This is a genomic window from Nonomuraea coxensis DSM 45129 (assembly GCF_019397265.1).
In the GTDB taxonomy this organism is placed as follows: domain Bacteria; phylum Actinomycetota; class Actinomycetes; order Streptosporangiales; family Streptosporangiaceae; genus Nonomuraea; species Nonomuraea coxensis.
Map to the genome: position 1 here is coordinate 3,779,348 of NZ_CP068985.1, position 18,488 is coordinate 3,797,835.

The 18,488-nt window shown below is 71.1% G+C and carries 19 protein-coding genes and 1 pseudogene; 7 read left to right on the top strand and 13 right to left on the bottom strand.

The window, feature by feature from the left end; genetic code table 11:
• Positions 1-765 (bottom strand): cytochrome d ubiquinol oxidase subunit II, encoded by a 765-nt coding sequence (locus tag Nocox_RS17670; protein ID WP_020540086.1) that lies wholly within the window; start codon positions 763-765, stop codon positions 1-3.
• A gap of 10 nt (positions 766-775) precedes the next feature.
• Complete coding sequence (locus Nocox_RS17675) at positions 776-1,942, bottom strand: cytochrome ubiquinol oxidase subunit I (RefSeq protein ID WP_020540085.1); 1,167 nt, start codon at positions 1,940-1,942, stop codon at positions 776-778.
• Between the two features lie 111 nt (positions 1,943-2,053).
• On the opposite strand from Nocox_RS17675, the gene Nocox_RS17680 reads away from it, so the two are divergent.
• Positions 2,054-2,389 (top strand): PadR family transcriptional regulator, encoded by a 336-nt coding sequence (locus Nocox_RS17680; protein WP_020540084.1) that lies wholly within the window; start codon positions 2,054-2,056, stop codon positions 2,387-2,389.
• Between the two features lie 71 nt (positions 2,390-2,460).
• Here Nocox_RS17680 and Nocox_RS17685 read toward each other — a convergent pair whose 3' ends face one another.
• Positions 2,461-3,138 carry a permease prefix domain 1-containing protein gene (locus Nocox_RS17685; protein ID WP_020540083.1) on the bottom strand — a complete coding sequence of 226 codons (678 nt, stop codon included), beginning with the start codon at positions 3,136-3,138 and terminating at the stop codon, positions 2,461-2,463.
• A 107-nt stretch (positions 3,139-3,245) separates the two neighbouring features.
• Between Nocox_RS17685 and Nocox_RS17690 the strand changes: the two genes are divergently transcribed.
• From Nocox_RS17690 to Nocox_RS17700, 3 genes are read left to right on the top strand one after another with little or no spacing between them, the layout of a single operon-like run.
• Positions 3,246-3,599 (top strand): VOC family protein, encoded by a 354-nt coding sequence (locus Nocox_RS17690; RefSeq protein ID WP_026213717.1) that lies wholly within the window; start codon positions 3,246-3,248, stop codon positions 3,597-3,599.
• A complete protein-coding gene (locus Nocox_RS17695) occupies positions 3,596-3,934 on the top strand; it encodes an ArsR/SmtB family transcription factor (RefSeq protein WP_020540081.1) in 339 nt (112 codons plus the stop codon). Before Nocox_RS17690 ends, Nocox_RS17695 begins: the two co-directional genes overlap by 4 nt.
• Positions 3,918-4,361, top strand: a complete 444-nt coding sequence (locus Nocox_RS17700; RefSeq protein ID WP_020540080.1) for an SRPBCC family protein — start codon at positions 3,918-3,920, stop codon at positions 4,359-4,361. Before Nocox_RS17695 ends, Nocox_RS17700 begins: the two co-directional genes overlap by 17 nt.
• A gap of 7 nt (positions 4,362-4,368) precedes the next feature.
• On the opposite strand, the gene Nocox_RS17705 is transcribed toward Nocox_RS17700, so the two are convergent.
• Positions 4,369-5,709, bottom strand: coding sequence for a pentapeptide repeat-containing protein (locus tag Nocox_RS17705; RefSeq protein ID WP_020540079.1), 1,341 nt, complete (start codon positions 5,707-5,709; stop codon positions 4,369-4,371).
• A 201-nt stretch (positions 5,710-5,910) separates the two neighbouring features.
• Here Nocox_RS17705 and trxA point away from each other — a divergent pair, with 201 nt between their 5' ends.
• A complete protein-coding gene (gene trxA, locus Nocox_RS17710; protein WP_020540078.1) occupies positions 5,911-6,285 on the top strand; it encodes a thioredoxin in 375 nt (124 codons plus the stop codon).
• 49 nt (positions 6,286-6,334) lie between these two features.
• On the opposite strand, the gene Nocox_RS17715 is transcribed toward trxA, so the two are convergent.
• From Nocox_RS17715 to Nocox_RS17725, 3 genes are all read right to left on the bottom strand, one after another.
• Positions 6,335-7,105, bottom strand: coding sequence for an SAM-dependent methyltransferase (locus Nocox_RS17715; RefSeq protein ID WP_026213716.1), 771 nt, complete (start codon positions 7,103-7,105; stop codon positions 6,335-6,337).
• A 183-nt stretch (positions 7,106-7,288) separates the two neighbouring features.
• Positions 7,289-8,626 carry a class II 3-deoxy-7-phosphoheptulonate synthase gene (locus Nocox_RS17720; RefSeq protein ID WP_020540076.1) on the bottom strand — a complete coding sequence of 446 codons (1,338 nt, stop codon included), beginning with the start codon at positions 8,624-8,626 and terminating at the stop codon, positions 7,289-7,291.
• A 61-nt stretch (positions 8,627-8,687) separates the two neighbouring features.
• Positions 8,688-9,905 carry an FAD-dependent oxidoreductase gene (locus tag Nocox_RS17725; protein ID WP_026213715.1) on the bottom strand — a complete coding sequence of 406 codons (1,218 nt, stop codon included), beginning with the start codon at positions 9,903-9,905 and terminating at the stop codon, positions 8,688-8,690.
• A gap of 119 nt (positions 9,906-10,024) precedes the next feature.
• Here Nocox_RS17725 and Nocox_RS17730 point away from each other — a divergent pair, with 119 nt between their 5' ends.
• Together Nocox_RS17730 and Nocox_RS17735 are read left to right on the top strand one after the other, a co-directional pair.
• Positions 10,025-10,900: an anti-sigma factor gene (locus tag Nocox_RS17730; protein WP_020540074.1), complete on the top strand. Its 876-nt coding sequence runs from the start codon at positions 10,025-10,027 to the stop codon at positions 10,898-10,900.
• Between the two features lie 99 nt (positions 10,901-10,999).
• Positions 11,000-11,503 (top strand): annotated as a pseudogene (locus tag Nocox_RS17735) (RNA-guided endonuclease InsQ/TnpB family protein); the annotation flags it as partial.
• A gap of 237 nt (positions 11,504-11,740) precedes the next feature.
• On the opposite strand, the gene Nocox_RS17740 reads toward Nocox_RS17735, so the two are convergent.
• The 6 genes from Nocox_RS17740 to Nocox_RS17765 are packed head-to-tail and all read right to left on the bottom strand — an operon-like array spanning position 11,741 to position 18,326.
• Positions 11,741-12,748 (bottom strand): phosphotransferase family protein, encoded by a 1,008-nt coding sequence (locus tag Nocox_RS17740; protein ID WP_020540072.1) that lies wholly within the window; start codon positions 12,746-12,748, stop codon positions 11,741-11,743.
• Positions 12,749-12,759: 11 nt separating this feature from the next.
• Entirely contained in the window at positions 12,760-13,758 is a 999-nt protein-coding gene (locus tag Nocox_RS17745) for a LacI family DNA-binding transcriptional regulator (protein ID WP_026213714.1), read from the bottom strand.
• Complete coding sequence (locus Nocox_RS17750) at positions 13,739-15,148, bottom strand: GH1 family beta-glucosidase (protein WP_020540070.1); 1,410 nt, start codon at positions 15,146-15,148, stop codon at positions 13,739-13,741. The genes Nocox_RS17745 and Nocox_RS17750 overlap by 20 nt, the downstream gene beginning before the upstream one ends.
• Positions 15,145-15,975: a carbohydrate ABC transporter permease gene (locus tag Nocox_RS17755; protein ID WP_020540069.1), complete on the bottom strand. Its 831-nt coding sequence runs from the start codon at positions 15,973-15,975 to the stop codon at positions 15,145-15,147. Before Nocox_RS17755 ends, Nocox_RS17750 begins: the two co-directional genes overlap by 4 nt.
• Entirely contained in the window at positions 15,972-16,928 is a 957-nt protein-coding gene (locus Nocox_RS17760; protein ID WP_020540068.1) for a carbohydrate ABC transporter permease, read from the bottom strand. The genes Nocox_RS17755 and Nocox_RS17760 overlap by 4 nt, the downstream gene beginning before the upstream one ends.
• 57 nt (positions 16,929-16,985) lie before the next feature.
• Complete coding sequence (locus Nocox_RS17765; RefSeq protein WP_020540067.1) at positions 16,986-18,326, bottom strand: extracellular solute-binding protein; 1,341 nt, start codon at positions 18,324-18,326, stop codon at positions 16,986-16,988.
• Between the last annotated feature and the right edge of the window lie 162 nt (positions 18,327-18,488).

An 18,488-nucleotide genomic window follows, 5' to 3' on the forward strand; every position in this document is an offset into this window, starting at 1 on the left:
TCAGAAGAACGACGGGAGCCGGAAGGCGTCCTTTCCTGGGCGGAAAGTGCGCCATACCCATACTTGCGCGCCCAGCATGATGGGTGCGAACGGCAGGACCATGAGACTGAGCACATTCAAGGTATCGGGCGACGCGCTGTGCTCGATCAGGTACGGCATCGCCCCGGCCAGCACCCCCGCCGCCGGCAGCGCCGCCACGGCCCCCGACAGGACCAGCGCCCGCCCCGGCCGGGCCGCGCCGAAGTCGCCCGGCGCCCGCCAGGCCAGGAACGTCCACCCGTGCCAGGCGAACAGCAGCGTCACCACCACGCCCAGCATCAGCCCCAGCGGGTGCACCGGCGAGGCGGAGAACCCGGTGGCCGCCGCGTACAGCGCCATGCCCCATCCGAAGGACAGCCCGAGCGACCCGAAGGCGATCATCGCGTCCCAGAAGCCGCGCCACCCGCGCCCGTCCGCGCGCCGCCGGAACCACAGCCCGGCGTCGCGCAGCACCCAGCTCAGCAGCATGGCCACCACGACCGGGTAGAGCGCGAACAGCACCTCGCCCTCCAGCGCCGGATAGACCCCGAACAGCGTCCCCGCCACGGCCACCAGCCACACCTCGTTGGCCAGCACGTACGGCGCCATCGCCGCCACCATGCGGTCGCGCCCCTCCCGGGTGCGCCCGAGCACCGGCAGCAGCACCCCGACCCCGAGGTCGAAGCCCTCCAGCGCGAAGTAGCCGGCCAGCAGCACCGCGAAGAAGGCGAACCAGATCACGTCCATGCAGTCCTCCCTAGAAGCTCAGCGCGGGGGTGCGCGTCTCGCGGGGCACGCCCGCGCCTAGGTCGGGTTCACGCGGCCCGCGCCGGACGATCCGCGCGATGAGCACGTAGTCGACGACCGCGAGCAGCCCCAGCACGCCCGCGAAGCCGGTGAGCGAGGCGGTGACCATGCCCGCCGTGAGGCCGGGCGTCATGGCGTCGGCCACGGTCAGCTTGCCCCAGATCATCCACGGCTGCCGCCCGACCTCCCTGGCCACCCAGCCGGCGATGGACAGCACGAACGGCAGCGGCGTCATCGCCACGAGCAGCGGATGCGCCCACCGCCACCGCGGCAGGAAGCGGATCAGCGGCAGCATGACGAGCAGCACGACCAGCCCGAGGAGCTGCCCGACCTCCATCATGAGGGCCAGCCCGAGCGCCGCTCCGATGTTGTCCCACTTGCCGTCCTGCACCCCGGCGAACTGCGCGTAGCCGAAGCCCATCGTGAACGTGATGCCGATCGCGGCCGTCACCACGCCGAGGCGCATCGAGCGGGTGAAGAACTCGGCCTGCTCGGTGCGCCGCCGCAGCATGTACGCGCTCGCCCCGACCAGCACCATGCCGCCGGTGAACAGCCCGGCCGCCACGACGTGCGGGAACGAGAACACCAGCGCCTTGTTGGCGACCAGCGCGCCGAAGTCGACCAGCTCCAGCCGGCCGTCGCGGGCCACCGTCCCGGCCGGGTTCTGCAGGAACGAGTTGGCCAGCATGATGAAGAACGCGCTCGCGTACGCGGTGAGCGTCACGAGCCAGATGCACGCCAGGTGCAGCCACCGGGGCAGCCGCCCCCACCCGAAGATCCACAGCCCGAGGAACGTGGACTCCAGGAAGAAGGCCAGCAGGGTCTCCATGGCGAGCGGCGCGCCGAAGACATCCCCGGCGTAGTGGGACAGCCCGCTCCACGCCAGGCCGAACTGGAACTCCATCACCAGTCCGGTCACGATGCCGAGCGCGTAGTTGACGACGTAGATCTGCCCCCAGAAGCGGGTCATCGCCTCGTGGAGCGGCCGGCCCGTCATGGCCCAGCGGGTGTGCATGAGCGCCACCAGCGGCGCCATCCCCAGCGTGAGCACGACGAACAGGAAGTGCAGCCCGCCGGTCACGGCGAACTGGGTGCGTGCCAGGTCGAGTACGTCCATTCCGGCTCCGGTCCGATCGATAGTTGTGTCTGCCTACACATAGACAGCCTACATATAGATTGCCTACATGTAGGCTGTCTCTATGCCGATCGGTTGCCTAAGATCTGAGACATGAATCCGGACGCGCTGCGCGGGCACCTGGACGCGCTGCTGCTCGCCGTGCTGGAGCGCGAGCCGCTGCACGGCTACGCCATCATCGAGGCGTTGCAGGAGCGCAGCGGGGGTGCGCTGAGCGTGCCGACGGGCACGGTCTACCCCGCGCTGCGCCGGCTGGAGCGCATCGGCCACCTGTCCAGCGAGTGGGCCACCGTGGGCGGGCGCAAGCGGCGCACCTACCGGCTGACGGCCTCGGGCAGGAAACGGCTCGAAGGGGAGCGCTCGGCCTGGCGCGAGTTCGCCAGCGTCATCGGCGGCGTGCTGCGCCCCGAGGCCCCGGCGTCAGGCTGACGGGCTCAGGCGGGCTCAGGCGAGCGGGCTCATGCTGACGGGCTCAGGTTGACGGGCTCAGGCTGACGGGCTCAGGCTGACGGGCAGGGCGTCACGACGGGGCGGGTGAGGCGCAGGCAGCGCGACGCCCCGTAGACCTGCAGTCCCCACAGCGCGGCGGTCACCAGGTTGGCCAGCAGCGCCGGCAGCGCCGCGAGCGTGTTGGGCTGGTCCGCCCCGTACGTCAGCAGCAGGCCCAGCCCGCCCGTGACCGGCAGCGAGATCCACACCGTCACCGCGAGCGACCTGGTGAGCAGGCGGGGCCGGCGGATCCACCGCGCGCCCCGGTTCAGCGCGAACAGCACCAGCCCGCCGTACAGGCCGACGGCGAGCTGCGCGGCGTCGAGCAGCCGCGAGACCGTGGCGTACCAGCCGGGCTTGGCCAGCCAGGCGGTCTCGGTCGCGGGGTAGAGCCGCCACAGCACCGACCACATGAGCACGGTGACCGGCACGCCGACGACCAGCAGGATGCCGAGCCGCCGCCCCGCGGCGCAGGTCAGCTCCGCCTGGTAGCCCGGGGCGATCTCCTCGACCGGCCCGAACCCGGCCACGGCCGCCCGCTCCGCCGCCGCCCGGTCCAGGCCCTCGGCCTCCAGCGCGTCGGCGGCGTCGGTGAGACTGTCGCGCGCCTCGACGACCAGGTCCCGCTTGGGGCCGGGCGGGCCGGCGAGCACGCGGTTCAGCTCGGCCACGTAGTCGTCGATGCGCATGATCCCGATTGTACGGAGGGCCACCGCCGCCGGTCGATCCGGGAATTCCCTGATATCTCGCCGCACGGGCTTGTCATGTAGGAAAAATCCTACATATAGTGGCCGGCATGCTGATCTCCGCGATCCAGACCGTCACCGTGCCCGTCGCCGACCAGGAGCGGGCGCTCGAGTTCTACGCCGGCGTCCTCGGCTTCGAGGTGCGCACCGACAACCCGTTCCCCATGGGCCGCTGGCTCACCGTCGCCCCCAAGGGCGGCGAGACCACGCTCCTGCTCGCCACCTGGTTCCCCGGCATGGCCCCGATCGGCGGCCTCGTCGTGGCCGCACCCGACGTCGACGAGCTCGCCGCACGGCTGCGTGAGCACGGCGTCGAGGCCGAGGGCCCGAGCGAGCAGCCCTGGGGCCGGCAACTGCTGTTCCACGACCCCTTCGGCAACGGCTTCGTCGTCAGCCAGGCGTGAGCGCCGACCACGTCTTCGCAGCCCTCGCCAGCCCCGCCCGGCGCGAGCTGCTGCGCCTGCTGCTGGAGGAGGGCGGCCAGCCCGCCGGGCGGCTCGCCGAGCGGTTCGCCATGAGCCGGCCCAGCGTGTCCGAGCACCTGAAGGTGCTCAGGGACGCCGGGCTGGTCGCCGAGACGCGCAAGGGCAGGGAACGGCTCTACCGGCTGGAGCCGGAACCGCTCATGGAGATCCGTGACTGGCTCAGCCCGTACGAACGCTTCTGGCGCGAGAAGCTCGCCGCCCTGACCACGATGCTCGACGAGATGGAGGAGGACGGCGATGCCGGCCACCGATGAGGACCGTACCGCGATCCGGCTCGACCAGTTCATCCCGCATCCGCCCGCGAAGGTGTGGCGCGCGCTGACCGAGCCCGACCTGATCGCCCGATGGCTCATGCCCGGCGACTTCAAGCCGGTGGTCGGGCACCGCTTCACCTTCCGCACCGCGCCGAAGAAGTCCGTCGGCTTCGACGGCGTGGTCCACTGCGAGGTGCTGGAGCTGGAGCCGGAACGCCTGCTGAAGCTGAGCTGGCGCGACGGCAAGAGCGCCGACTGGACCGTCACCTGGCGACTGGAGCCCGAGGGCCGCGGCACCCGGATGTTCCTCGACCACGAGGGCTTCGACCCCGATGACGAGCTGCAGCAGATGTCACGCCGGATCATGGGCGGCGGCTGGCGCTCGGCGCACTACCGGCGCATCGCCGAGATCGTCGCCACGCTCTAGGAGGGAGTCAGGGGTGGACGGTGGAGGCGTGACCCGCCGACCCCCACAGCACGGCCACCACGGCGACCGTGACCAGGGCGGTCAACCACCCCGCCGTCCGTCCGAGGCGCAGACCGTAGCCGAACAGCAGCCACGACACCGGTAACCACCAGTGGTGACCGGCCCGGCGGCGCATCTCCATCGCGGCGAAGGCGAAGTCGGCGGCCGTGGCGCGGTCGCTCGGCCGCAGCCCGGCGTAGAGCGCGGCCAGGGTGTCGGGGGAGACGCCGGGCTCGCCGGACGCCGCCTCGCCGCCCGCGCCGCGCTCGTCGGCGAGGACGCTGCGCCGGGAGAACCAGCGCAGCACCGGCCAGCGCAGGCTCACCTGCACCCCGCGCGGCGTGAGCGCGAACGCGCAGTCCTTGACCCGCACCCCCGCGGGATGGGCGAGCCCGGCGAACCGGCAGGCCGACAGGTCCAGCCCGTGCAGCGTCAGGTCGGCCGCCTGGACCTGGCGCAGCGAGCTCACCCCCGACCGGCCCCGGCCGCTCACCACGGCCGGGCCGCGCAGCACCGCGCCCTCCAGGTCGGCGGAGGAGTCGGTCAGCTTGACCGCGGTCGCGCCGGCCACCTCCACGCCGCGCAGGTCGAGGCCGCAGCGCGTCACCGTGACGTCGAGCGTCGCGTCGGCGCGGGCGCGGGCCAGCGACAGCCGCCCGGTGGCCGACAGGTAGGCGTCCGCCGCGAAGTGCGCCGCCTCGAACCCGGCGTTGCCGCTGACCTTGCGGAAGGACAGGGTGCGGCCGAAGCGCGCGCCGCGGAAGGCGGCCCCGTCGCCGAGGCGGGCGCCGTCGAAGGTGGCGTAGCCGTCGAACCTGGCCCGCTCGCACGACAGCCCGTGCCCGAAGTCGGCCTGGCTGAACAGGGCGTCGCGCGCCATGACGGCCCGGTCGAGCGAGACGTGCCCGCGTACCGCGACGCCGTGGAAGGACAGCTCCCGTGCGAAGCGGGCGCCGGCCAGCGAGACGTTGCCCTCGAAGCGGGCGCCGAAGAACGAGGCCAGCCGGTCGAAGCGGGCGTCGTCGAGCGAGACGTCGCCGCCGAAGGTGACGCCCGACAGGCGTACGTCGCCGGTGAACCTGGCCCGCTCCAGCCGCGCGCGCCCGAACCGGCCGCCGGTCGCCTCCAGCACCCTGCCGAGCAGGTCGCCGGTGAGTGTCGTGCCGCGCAGGTCGAGCAGGCGGCCAGGGGCCACGCCCGCGAGCGTGTCGAGGAGCTGGTCCGGTGAGAGGTGGGCGAGGCAGAGGCCGGACGGCCGGGTGGCGACTCCGGTGCAGGCAGCCGAATACGCGCAGGTGACCCAGTCCATGGACTGCTCATACCCGCGTACGCCGACGTCAAGGATCGGTGTTTAAATGTTCTATCCGCATTTAAGCGGATATGTGCAGTCGAAAACCCCCTTCCCCTGGACGCGCCCGCGCCGGGTCCGCCCCTGACCGGAGCTGGAATGCGGCGGACGGGGTATGGGTTCTACCTCACGACAATGACGCCGACAAGCGAGGAGCCACTTGTGGCGACCATCGAAGTAACCGAGAAGAACTTCAACGACATCGCCGACAAGGGCATCGTGCTGCTCGACTTCTGGGCGACCTGGTGCCCGCCGTGCCGGCAGTTCGGGCCGATCTTCGAGAAGGCGTCGGAGCAGCACGCCGACATCACGTTCGGCAAGATCGACACCGACGCGGAGCAGGCGCTCGCGCAGGGCTTCGACATCACCTCGATCCCCACCCTCATGGCCATCCGTGACGGGATCGTGGTCTTCGCGCAGGCCGGCGCCATTCCCGCCCCCGCGCTGGAGGACCTCATCCGGCAGGTCAGGGCGCTCGACATGGACGCCATCAGGCAGGAGCTCAGCGAGGAGCTGAAGCAGGCCGAGCAGAACTAGCCGGCCGTAGAAAAAGCCCCGCCGGCGGCGGGGCTTTTCTCGTGCGGGGTCACGCCTTGCGGCCGACGCCCACGTAACCGAAGTCGACGCTGTTGCCCGGCGCCAGCGGGTCGTCGGGACGCCACCCCGCCGGGTACGTCAGCCCCGGCTCGGCCAGCTCGTAGCCGTCGAAGAAGCGCAGGACGCCCTCGCGGTCGCGCAGGTTGAGCGCGGCGGTGGCCTTGCGGTAGACCTCCAGCGCCTGCCCGGTGATGTCCGGCGTGGGGTCCACGGCGTGGCTGATCACCAGGTAGCTGCCGGGGGCGCTCACCTCGCGCAGCTTGGCCACCACGTCGTAGGCGACCTCGTCCGGGATGAAGTGCAGCAGCGCCAGCGCCAGGAACGCGACCGGCTGCTTGAAGTCGACCAGCCCGGCCAGCTTGTCCAGCAGCGCGTCGGCCTCGCGCACGTCGGCCTGGAGGAAGTCGACGTTGTCCTTCCTGGCCAGCAGCGCCCGCCCGTGCACGCACACGACGGAGTCGTAGTCGACGTAGACGACGCGCGCCTCGGGAGCGATCTCGTGGGTGTTGCCCTGGGTCGGCAGCCCCGCGCCCAGGTCCACGATCTGCCGCACACCCTGGTCCACGAGGTAGCGCACCGCGCGGCGCAGGAACTCGCGGTTGGCGCGGGCCCCCTCCTTGGTGTGGGGGAAGTTCTTCAGGATCTGCTCCGCCGCCGCCCGGTCGGCCGCGAAATTGTCCTTGCCGTCGAGGTAGTAGTCATACATCCGCGCGACGTTGGGGACGTTGGGGTCGACCCCTTCCGGGGCACCACTGTCCACGATTGGCTCCAAGTCTTCGCCCTCTTTCGGGGTGATCATAGCCGCGAAACCTCACATACAACGTGAATTCCGTTCGGCATCATGCGGCACTGAGACGCAGATCACTCGTGCTAGGGGAGTGCGGAGACACCCCCGGGCGGCGGGCCGGGGAACGGCCCGCCGCCCGGGGGAGTGAGCGCAGGGTCAGCCGCGGTAGAGCTCGGCCACGCGGAAGGCCAGGTCAAGAGACTGGCTGCGGTTGAGACGGGGGTCACAGGCCGTCTCGTAGCGGGTGGCGAGGTCGGTCTCGACGATGCCGTGCCCGCCGCCCACGCATTCGGTCACGTCGTCGCCGGTGAACTCGATGTGGATGCCGCCCGGGTGCGTGCCGAGCGAGCGGTGCACCTCGAAGAAGCCGGCCACCTCGTCGAGGACGTCGTCCAGGCGGCGCGTCTTGTGCCCGCTGGGCGCCTCGAAGGTGTTGCCGTGCATCGGGTCGCAGATCCACGCCACCTGCGCGCCGGCCGCGGTGACCTCCTTGACCAGCGCGGGCAGGTGCTCGCGGATCTTGGTGGCGCCCATGCGGGTGATGAACGTGAGCCGCCCCGCCTCGTTGGCCGGGTTGAGCCGCTCGACCAGGTCCAGGGCCTCCTGCGGCGTGGTCGTCGGGCCGAGCTTGACGCCGATGGGGTTGCGGATGCGGGCGAAGAAGTCGACGTGCGCGCCGTCGAGTTGACGGGTGCGCTCGCCGATCCAGACCATGTGCGCCGACACGTCGTAGGGCAGGCCGGTCCGCGAGTCGATGCGGGTGAGCGCCCGGTCGTAGTCGAGGATCAGCGCCTCGTGCGAGGAGTAGAACTCGACCGTGTGGAACTCCTCCGGGTCGGCCCCGCAGGCCCGCATGAACGCGAGCGCCTGGTCGATCTCCCTGGCGAGCTGCTCGTAGCGGCGGCCGGCCGGCGAGCCGGACACGAAGTCCTGGTTCCAGGCGTGCACCTGCCGCAGGTCGGCGTAGCCGCCCTTGGTGAAGGCGCGCGCCAGGTTGAGCGTCACGGCCGAGGAGTGGTACGCCTTGAGCAGCCGCCACGGGTCCGGCGTGCGCGACTCGGCGGTGAACTCGAACCCGTTGACCATGTCGCCCCGGTAGGCGGGCAGCTCGACGCCGTCGCGCACCTCGGTGGGCTTGGAGCGCGGCTTGGCGAACTGGCCGGCCACCCGGCCGATCTTGACGACCGGCACCTTGCCCGCGTAGGTCAGCACGATCGCCATCTGCAGCAACGTCTTGAGCTTGTTGCGGACGTTGTCGGCGGTCGCGCCGGAGAAGGTCTCGGCGCAGTCGCCGCCCTGCAGGACGAACGCCTCACCGCGGGCCACGGCGGCCAGCTGGTCCTTCAGCTGGTCGCACTCGCCCGCGAACACCAAGGGGGGCAGGCCGCCGAGCTCGGCGACGACCTTGTCGAGCTCGCTGCGATCGGGCCAGTCGGGCTGCTGGGCCGCGGGGAGGGCTCGCCAGGAATCGAGATCCAGTAGATTGCTGCTCACGAGATACGAGGGTATTCCACGGAGCCGGTGCCTACCGACCCCGTTGTCCACGTTTTGGCCATTACCCGTCGGTAGCCCCTCGGTGGACCTCTTCCGTCTCCACGTGCTCGGGCCGGATTCCCATCCCGACCAGGCGCGGAGCCATCCGGTTGAACACCGGCACCCGCGTCAGGTCGCGCGGCAGCGAGCCGGGGTCGAAGCTCCCGCTCAGGGCCCGGCGGATGAGCAGGTTCTGGGCCACGCGCTGGGCCGTCTGCGTGATCACGGTGGGCGGCATGCGCCGCCGCTGGATCCGGCGCAGCAGCGACTCGGGGACCGGCCCGCCCGACCGCAGCGGGGCGGCGAGGACGTTCGCGGCGGCCACCGCGTCCTGCACGGCCAGGTTGATGCCCACGCCGAACACCGGCGACATCGCGTGCGCGGCGTCGCCGATGCACAGGAAGCCGGGCCGGTGCCAGCGGCGCAGCCGGTTGACCGCGACGGTGAGCACGCTTACGTCGTCGTAGCCCTCGATCTCCGTGACCCGGTCGGCGAGGAACGGCAGCAGCCGTGCGACCGGCCGGCGCAGCGCCTCGATGCCCTGGCCGGTCAGCCGGTCGTGGCCGCCCTTCGGGATGAGGTAGGCGAGCTGCCAGTAGCTCACCCGGTTGATGCCCACCATCATGTGGCCGCGCGAGACGCGCAGGAACGTGCTCTCCGGGTCGCCGTCCCGCCAGGGCAGCCGGAACCACAGCACGTCCATCGGCGCGCCCAGCTCACGCGGCACCAGGCCCGCCCGTCCGCGCAGCGCCGAGCGCCGGCCGTCGGCCGCGACGGTCAGGTCCGCCCGCAGCTCGTGCTCGCCGGACTCGTCGCGGTAGCGCAGCCCGCGCACCGCTCCGCCCTCACGGATCAGGTCGTACGCCTCCGCCCGCATCAGCAGCCGGAAGCCGGGGTAGCGGCGGGCGGCCGAGGTGAGGATCGTGAGGAAGTCCCACTGGGGGACGAACGCGATGTAGTCGTACGGGCGGGGCAGCCGGCGCAGTGACGCCAGCCGGACCGCGCCGGCGTCGGTGACCAGGCCGACCTCGCGCACCTCCTGGTGGGGCAGTTTGAGTAGTTCGTCCGCCAGGCCCAGCTCGTCCAGCACCTGGAGGGTCGAGGGGTGGATGGTGTCGCCCCGGAAGTCACGCAGGAAGTCGGCGTGCTTCTCCAGGAGCGTGACCTCCACGCCCGCTCTGGCCAGCAGCAGGGCGAGCATCGCGCCCGCCGGGCCGCCGCCCGCGATCACACATGTCATAATTCATCACCTGATGAGATTGTCTCACGTCCGCGGAAAGAAGCAAGGGCCTGAGCCATCCGGCGTGCCCGAGCGGCCGAAGTACATGCGTGAGCCGCCTCTCGCTCGGAAGGGGGACCATGGACGACGACCTCCACGCCCTCTCCGGCGCCTACGTCGTGGACGCGCTGCCGTACGCGGACTGGGTGCTGTTCGAGGAGCACCTGCGCGGCTGCGCCAGGTGCGGGACGGAGGTGCGGCGGCTGCGGGAGACGGCCGCCCTGCTGGCCGAGGCCGTGGCGGTGACCCCGCCGCCCGGCCTGCGCCCCCGCCTGCTCGCCGCCGCCACCGGCCGCCGCCCCACGCCCCTGGGCGGCGGCCTCGCGTCACTGGCCGCCGCGAGGCCCTGGGCGGGGCGGGCGCAGGGGCGGGCGCAGGGGCGGGGGTGGGTGGCGCGGGTGCTGGCCGGGGGGGCCGCCGGGTGTGCGGCGGTCGCGGTCGGGCTCGGCGCGGTGGCCGTGGACGCGCGCCGCGACTCCGCCGCCCTGACGGCCGAGAACCGCCGGCTCGCCGGGGCCAACCAGCGGCTCGCGGACGCGAACCGGGAGGCCGCGGACACCAGTCGGCGGCTCGCGGACGCCAACCGGGAGGCCGCGGACGTCAACCGGCAGGTGGCCGTGCTGCTGGCCGCGCCCGACGTCCGGACCGTACGCCGGCCCGTCGCCTCCGGCGGGACCGCCACGCTGGTGGTGTCCCGGTCGGCGGCCCGCCTGCTGTTCACCTCGTCCGGGCTGCCGGCGCTGCCGGAGTCCCGGGCGTACGAGCTGTGGCTGATGGGCCCGGACGGCCCGCGCCCCGCCGGGCTGCTGGGCCGCGCCGGGGACGGCGTCACCGCGCCCGTCGTGGTGACGCCCCTGCGCGGCGACGAGCGGGTGGCCCTCACGCTCGAGCCGGCGCGCGGCTCGCCCCGCCCGACCACCGACCCGATCCTCCTCGCCGACCTCCCCGCAGCCTGAGAGCCGCCTTGGGGTGCCCCGCCCACCGACCTGGCGAAGGAGGAGCCCGGCCACAGCTCGTGGACCCGGTAGTGGTGGCGAACCAGTTCGGGTCACTCGGAGCGCCGGTTGAAGAAGGCGCAGCGGGCCTTGTCGCGCAAGGCGAAGGGGTCGAGCAATCGCGAGAAGGCCGTCGTCAGGGTCGCCCGCGCGCACGCGAGGGTGGCCGATGCGCGCCGGGACTTCGCGCACAAGCTGTCCACTCAGATCATCCGTGAGAACCAAACGGTGGTCGTGGAGGACCTGTGCGTGAAGGGCCTGGCCCGTACGAAGCTGGCCAAGTCCGTTTACGACGCGGGGTGGTCGCAGTTCGTCGGGATGCTCGCCTACAAGGCCGCCCGCCACGGCCGCCTCTTCGTGCGGATCGACCGCTGGTTCCCGTCATCGAAGATGTGCTCGGCCTGCGGGACGGTCACCGAGTCCATGCCGCTCGACGTCCGGATGTGGACCTGCCGGTGTGGCGCGGTCCACGACCGGGACGTCAATGCGGCGATCAATATTCTGGCCGCCGGACGGGCGGAGAGGCCAAACGCCTGCGGAGGGACCGTAAGACCCGCCGCCTAGCGGAGGGCAGGACCCGGTGAAACAGGAAGCCACAGAGGTGCCGCACACGCGGTACGGGCTGATTCTCCGGCCTTCAGGCCGGGGAGCGCGTCAATACTACGACCAGGTTGGCTGGCGCACTGTCAGCCGCGAACCTGGCCGGTCCACCTGCTCGGCACCGGCGTCCAGGGCGCGGTGACCGTCGTCGGCGCGAAGGAGCTGGTGATCGTCGGAGCCGGGGCGGGGCAGTGCGCGAAGCTAGCCCACGGCGTCCAGGGAGGCGCGTACGAGGCGGTCCAGCACCCCGGCGAGTGAGGAGTAGGCCGCGTCGCGGAGCCCGGCGTACTCCTCCTCGGGGTACTGCCGGGGTCCGTTCTCCACCAGCAGGATCAGCGACAGGTAGGCGCGGTAGAGGTCGAGCCGGGTCAGCGCGGCGGGCGTGAGCTCCAGCGGCGTCACCTCGCGGTAGCCCGCCAGCAGCGGATCGTCCTCCCGCAGCTCGCCGAAGATCGTCGGCGTGACGAACTCGGCGACCGGATCGCCCCAGAACGCCCGTTCGTGGTCGATGAGGGCCTGGATGCGCGGCGTGCCGCGCAGATCCAGGAAGACGTTGCCCACCCACACGTCGAAGTGCACCAGGCGGGGGGTCGTCACCTCGTCGAGCACGGGCGCGGCGGCCTCGAACACCGCCAGGATCTCCCCGGCCGGGCGCGGCAGCGGCGTCGGGTAGCGCTCGGTGTCGCCCAGCAGCGCCCGCACCATCGCGAGGAACGCCTCCCGCCAGGTCGCGCCGGTGATGCCGGCGTGCGGATAGCCGAACACCTCGCCGGTCACCCCGTTGAGCCTGGCGAGGTGGCGGCCCAGCTCGCGGCGCAGCTCGTCGCCGTGGCCCGGCGGGAGCGCGTCCTTGCAGGCGTTCCACGAGACCCCGTCGAGCGCGGCCAGCATGAGGTAGTCGCCGCCCAGCACCGGATCGTCGAACCCGGCGTGCAGCAGCCCGGCCACCGGCACGCCCGCCGCGGCGGCCAGCCCGATGGCGGCGGCCTCCATGCGCAGCAGGTCGCGCTCGTAGCTGAGCTGCTCCAGCTCGGGCGGCGGCGCCAGCTTCAGCACCACCTCGCGGCCGTCGTCGAGGGACAGCCGCCACACGGCGTTGGCGAACCCGTCGGTCAGCTCGGCGGACGCCGTGACCCCCGCGCCCAGGGCCCGCCGGGCCAGCGCGTCGAGCTCTGCCGCCGATAAGCGGCGTTTGGTCCTGCTGTCCACGAGGGCTCCTCTCAGGCCGACTCCCGCCGGACGAGGTGGGTGTCGAGGATGACGACGGGCTGCCGCAGCTCCTCGCCGTTGATGCGGGCCACCAGGAGCTGCGCCATCTGCCGGCCCATGGCCTCCGTCGGCTGGTGGACGGTGGTCAGCGGCGGATCGGCGTGCAGCGCGGCCTTGGAGTCGTCGAAGCCGATCACCGCGACGTCGCGGGGGATGGCGCGCCCCTCGGCCTTGAGCACCCGCATCGCGCCGAGCGCCATCGGGTCGGAGGCGGCGAAGACCGCGTCGAGCTCGGGGTGGCGCTCCAGCAGCTCGCTCATCGCCGCCGCGCCGCTCTGCTCGGAGAAGTCGCCGAAGGCCACCAGCTCCGGCAGGCCGGAGGGCAGCAGCGCGTCGCGGTAGCCGGCCAGACGGTCGACGCCCACGCCCATGTCCTGGGGGCCGGCGATGGCCGCGATCGCGCCGCGGCCGAGGCTCAGCAGGTGTTTGACCGCCTGCCGGGCCCCGGCCCTGTTGTCCATGTCGACGTAGCTGTAGGGGTCGAGGCCGACGGGGCGGCCGCCGAGAACGGTCGGCACGCCCATCGCCTCCAGCCGCCCCGGCAGCGGGTCGGCGCCGTGCAGCGACAGGAGCAGCACGCCGTCGACGTGCTGCCCCGTCAGGTAGTGCTCAAGCCGCGCGTGCTCCTCCGGGGTGCGCGCCATTGCCAGGATGAGCTGCAGCCCGGTCTCCGCCAGCGCCGACCCGATGCCGCGGATGGTGCCGGCGAAGTAGGGCTCGTCGAAGACCCGGAGCTGCGACTCCGACACCACCAGCGCCACCGTGTCCGTGCGGCGCGTCACCAGGGCGCGCGCCGCACGGTTGGGCACGTAGCCCAGCTCGCGGATGGCCAGCTCCACGGCCTCGCGGGCCTTGGCGCTGACGTTGGGCGAGCCGTTGATGACTCTCGACACCGTGCCCCGGCCCACACCCGCGCGGGCGGCGACGGCCTCAAGAGTCGGTCGGTTCATGGGTCCTATTCTGCCGGATGATCTCCGAGTACCAGAGCGCGCTGTCCTTCAGCAGCCGCTCCTGGGTGTCGAAGTCCACGTGCACCAGGCCGAAGCGCTTGCCGTAGCCCCACGCCCACTCGAAGTTGTCCATCAGCGACCAGGCGAAATACCCCTCCAGGGGCACGCCGGCCTCGATGGCCGCCTTGCACGCGCCGAGGTGCGCCTCCACGTACGCCTGCCGCTGCCCGTCGTGCACCCGGCCGTCCTCGATGACGTCGTCGAACGCGGCGCCGTTCTCGGAGACCACCATGGCGATCGGCGGGTAGTCGCGGGCGACGCGGGTCAGGACCTCCACGAGGCCGCCCTCGTCGATCTCCCAGCCCATCGCCGTCACGGGGCGGCCCCCGTTGGCGAACGACACGTGCTCGCTGCCGACCCACGGGGAACCGGCGTCCGTGGGGGCCGCCGCCGCCGACTGCCGGCCGCCTGGTGCTCCCGAGACCGTGAAGCGGCTGTAGTAGTTGACGAGCAGCACGTCGATGGGCGCGTTGATGATCTTCAGGTCGCCCGGCTGGATGAAGTCGGTGTCGCCGGGCACGTCGGCGAGCACGTCCTCCGGGTAGCGGCCGAGCAGCAGCGCGTCCAGGAAGAAGCGGTTCTGCAGGCCGTCGATGCGCCGGGCCGCGTCCAGGTCCTCGGGGCTGTCGGTCTCCGGGGAGATCGCGTACAGGTTGACGCAGCCGCCGACCCGGCGCGCGCCCATGGCCTGGACGGCCAGCCCGTGAGCCAGGTTGAGGTGGTGCGCGCCCCTGATCGCGTTCTCCGGCTCGCGCCTGCCGGGGGCGTGCTCCCCGGAGGCGTAGCCGAGGAACGCGGCGCACCATGGCTCGTTGACCGTGCTGAAGGTGTGGACGTGGTCCTTCATCGCCTCGTGGACGGTCGCCGCGTAGTCGGCGAAGCAGTAGGCGATGTCCCTGTTGGGCCAGCCGCCCTTGTCCTCCAGCTCCTGCGGCAGGTCCCAGTGGTAGAGGGTCAGCCACGGGTCGATGTCGTGCGCGCGCAGCTCGTCCGTCAGCCGCTTGTAGAAGTCCAGGCCCTTCTGGTTGACCTTGCCCGAGCCCGTCGGCTGGATCCGCGGCCAGGAGACCGAGAACCGGTACGCGGTCAGGCCCAGGTCCGCCATGATCGCGACGTCCTCGCGGAAGCGGTGGTAGTGGTCGTTGGCCACGTCCGCGTTGTGCCCGTTGAGGATCTTGCCGGGTGTCCTGGCGAAGGTGTCCCAGATCGAGGTGCCCCGCCCGTCCTCGGCGACGGCCCCTTCGATCTGGTACGCCGAGGTCGCCGCGCCGAAGGTGAAACCCGTGGGGAAGCGAAGCCCGGAACGCGTCTGTTCCTCTTGTGTCGTCACGCCTTGACCGCACCTTCCATGAGTCCGCCCACGATCTGACGGCCGAATGCGATGAATACAGCGACTAGCGGGATGATGGACAACGCCGTGCCCGCGAAGATCAACGTGTAGTTCGTGGAGAACCTCGCGTTGAGCGAGGTGATCGCGATCTGCACGGTCGGGTTGTCCGGGGTGAGCACGATCAGCGGCCACATGAAGTCGTTCCACATGAGCATGAACGTGTTGATGCCGAGCACCGCCATGCCTGGCCGCACGGCCGGCAGCACGACGTTCCACCAGATGCGCAGCGTCGCCGCGCCGTCCACGCGGGCCGCCTCGACCAGCTCCATCGGCACGGCCTGGCGGGTGTACTGCGTCATCAGGAACACGCCGAACCCGTTCAGCAGGTACGGCAGGATGACCGCCTTGAGGGTGCCCGTCCACTCCAGGCTCACCATGAGCCGGTAGAGCGGGACGACGCCCATCTGCTGCAGCGGCACCGCCATCGTGAGCAGCACCAGCACCAGCAGCGCGTTGCGGCCCTTGAACTGCAGGTTCGCGAACGAGAAGCCGGCCAGCGTGGAGATGATGACGACCGACACCGTGACCGTGGCGGCGACGATGAACGAGTTCGTCAGGCCCAGCAGGAACTTCGCGTCCTCGTTGTTGAGCACCGCGATGATGTTCTCGCCGAGGTTGCCGCCCGGCAGGAACGGCGGCGGCACGGACACCGCGTCGGAGTTCGTGCGCGAGGCGATGACCACCATCCAGTACAGCGGGAACGCCGACAGGAACACGGCCAGCCCCAGCATGACCCGCGTGAAGACGGTCGGAGACCAGTTGGTCATTTCGTGCCTCCGATCCTGCGCACGAACAGGAAGTTGATCGCGGCACCGATGAGGATGAGCAGGAACAGCAGCCAGGCGGCCGCGGCGGCGTAGCCGTAGTCGAACTCGCGGAAGCCCTCCTTGACGATGAACATGGCCACCGTCTGGAACTGGCCCTGCGAGCCGCCGTCCACGTTGCCGTTGTAGAAGGTGGTCGGCTCGGAGAACAGCGTCAGGCCGCCGATCGTGGAGTTCAGCACCACGAAGATCAGAGTCGGGCGCAGCATCGGCAGCGTGATCTGCCAGAACTGGCGACGGCGGGAGGCGCCGTCGATCGCGGCGGCCTCGTACAGGTCGCGCGGGATCGTCTGCATGCCGGCCAGGAAGATGATCGCGTTGTAGCCGGTCCAGCGCCAGTCGACCATGGTCGCGATGGCGATCCAGGACGGGATGCGCTCGGCCCGCCAGTTGAAGGGATCCACGCCGAACCAGCCGAGGATCCAGTTGACCAGGCCCCAGTCGCGGGCGAAGAGCTGGGTGAACACGACCGCGACCGCCACCACCGAGGTGACCAGCGGCAGCAGCACGCTCATCCGGATCGCCAGGCGGAAGCGGAAGCGCTTGTTGAGCGCGTTGGCCAGGAACAGCGCGAGCAGCATCTGCGGCACGGTGGCGAGGAGGAACATGCCGACCGTGTTGATCACGGCGCGCCAGAAGTCGTCGTCACCGAGGAGCGCGGTGTAGTTGCCCAGGCCGATCCACTCGGTGGTGCCGGCCAGGTCGTAGTCGTAGAGCGAGTAGTAGAGCGTGAAGGCCAACGGGAAGAGCCCGAAGGCGGCGAACAGGATGAAGTACGGAGACACCAGGGCATACGGCATCCCCTTGACGTCGAAGCGCGACGCCCAGCGGCGGCCGGGCGGGCGGACACGGCGGTGGTTGTTCCGTGTCGCCCGCGGGAGGGTGTCGAGGCTCATAGCAGACCTTTCGGCGGCAGAGTGCCCGGCCCGCTCGTGGCGGGCCGGGCGGAAGGATCAGCCCGCGGCCTTGACCGCGTCGTCGACCAGCTGCTGCCAGGCCTTGTCGTAGGGGACCGAACCGTCGTCCATGCCCTGGATGACGGACTCGATGGCGTTCTTCACCTGCGCGTGCTTCACGCCGAGGAAGACCGGCTGGAGGGAGGAGGCGGACTTGGCGAAGATCTCACCGATGGGGGCGTCGTTGAAGAACTCGTTCTTCGCGCCCTGGACGGCCGGGTCCTGCTGGGCCTTGGTGTTGCTCGGCATGTTGCCGAAGTCGGTGAAGATGCTGGCCTCGGTCTGCGCCTGGGTCAGGTAGTCGGCCACCATGGCCGCTTCCTTCGGGTGCTTGGACTGCTTGGGCACGGCGAGCCAGGAGCCGCCCCAGTTGCCGCCGCCGCCGGGCACCGCGGCCACGTCCCACTTGCCCTTGCCGCCGTCGCCGGCGTTGCCGCTGACCACGCCGAGCATCCAGGACGGGCAGCCGACCGTGGCGAAGGCGCCCTTCTGGGTGCCCGCCGCCCACTCGTCGGTGAAGTTGCGCAGCTTGGCGGTCAGGCCCTGCTGGCTCATCGTCGAGGCGAAGTCGAAGGCGCTCTTGACCGCCGGGTTCTTGTCGACGATCAGGTTGTTCTGCTGGTCGAAGTAGGTGACGTTGCCGTTCTTCGCGGCCTCCTGGTAGAGGTACACCTGGTAGAGCGTGTTGGTGCCGTCAGCCCACTTGGTGTCCTTGACCTTGCCCTGGAACTGCTGGCCGACCTTCATGAACTCGTCCCACGTCGGCCACAGGGCGCTCACCTTGTCGCGCTCGCTCGGCAGCCCGGCCTTCTTGAACAGGTCCGCGCGGTAGCAGATGCTCATGCCGCCGATGTCGGTGCCGAGGCCGAACAGCTTGCCGTCGGCGCTGACGCCGTTCTCCCACTTCCAGGCGGGGAAGTCGGCCTTGCGGGACTCCAGGCCGAACTCCTTCAGGTCGGCCCACCACTCGGGGTGCGCCTTGGCCAGGCCCATGCCGCCCTCGTCGATGCCGACCACGTCGCCCGCGCCCGTGCCGGACGTGAGCCACTGGATCATCTGCGGCCAGTACTGCTGCTCGAACTGGTCCGTCAGGTGCTCTTCCTTGATCTGGATGTCCTTGTGCTCGGCGTTCCACTTCGTGATGGCGTTCTTGTAGCCGAAGTTGGTGCCGCCGCCGAAGGTCTGGACCCGGATCGTGACCGGCTCGGCCGCTCCGGACGAGGCGGGAGCGCTGGACTGCGAAGCTCCGCCGCCGGAGCCGCAGGACGCGACCGTCAGCGCGGCCGCGGCCAGCACCGAGGCCGCGGCCAGACCGCCGCGACGCTTGCTGATCATCATGGTGGACCCCTTCTCGGGTGAATGTTGGGGGAGTGCACCGCGGCACGCGCTCTGCCGCGGTGGGAGTCTTTGGGAGCGCTCCCACAAAGGGTGCACTTGCCCGCTGTTCACGTCAATCCACCGAAACGTAACCGTTACCGATGGGGTGATTTGTGACCGTGA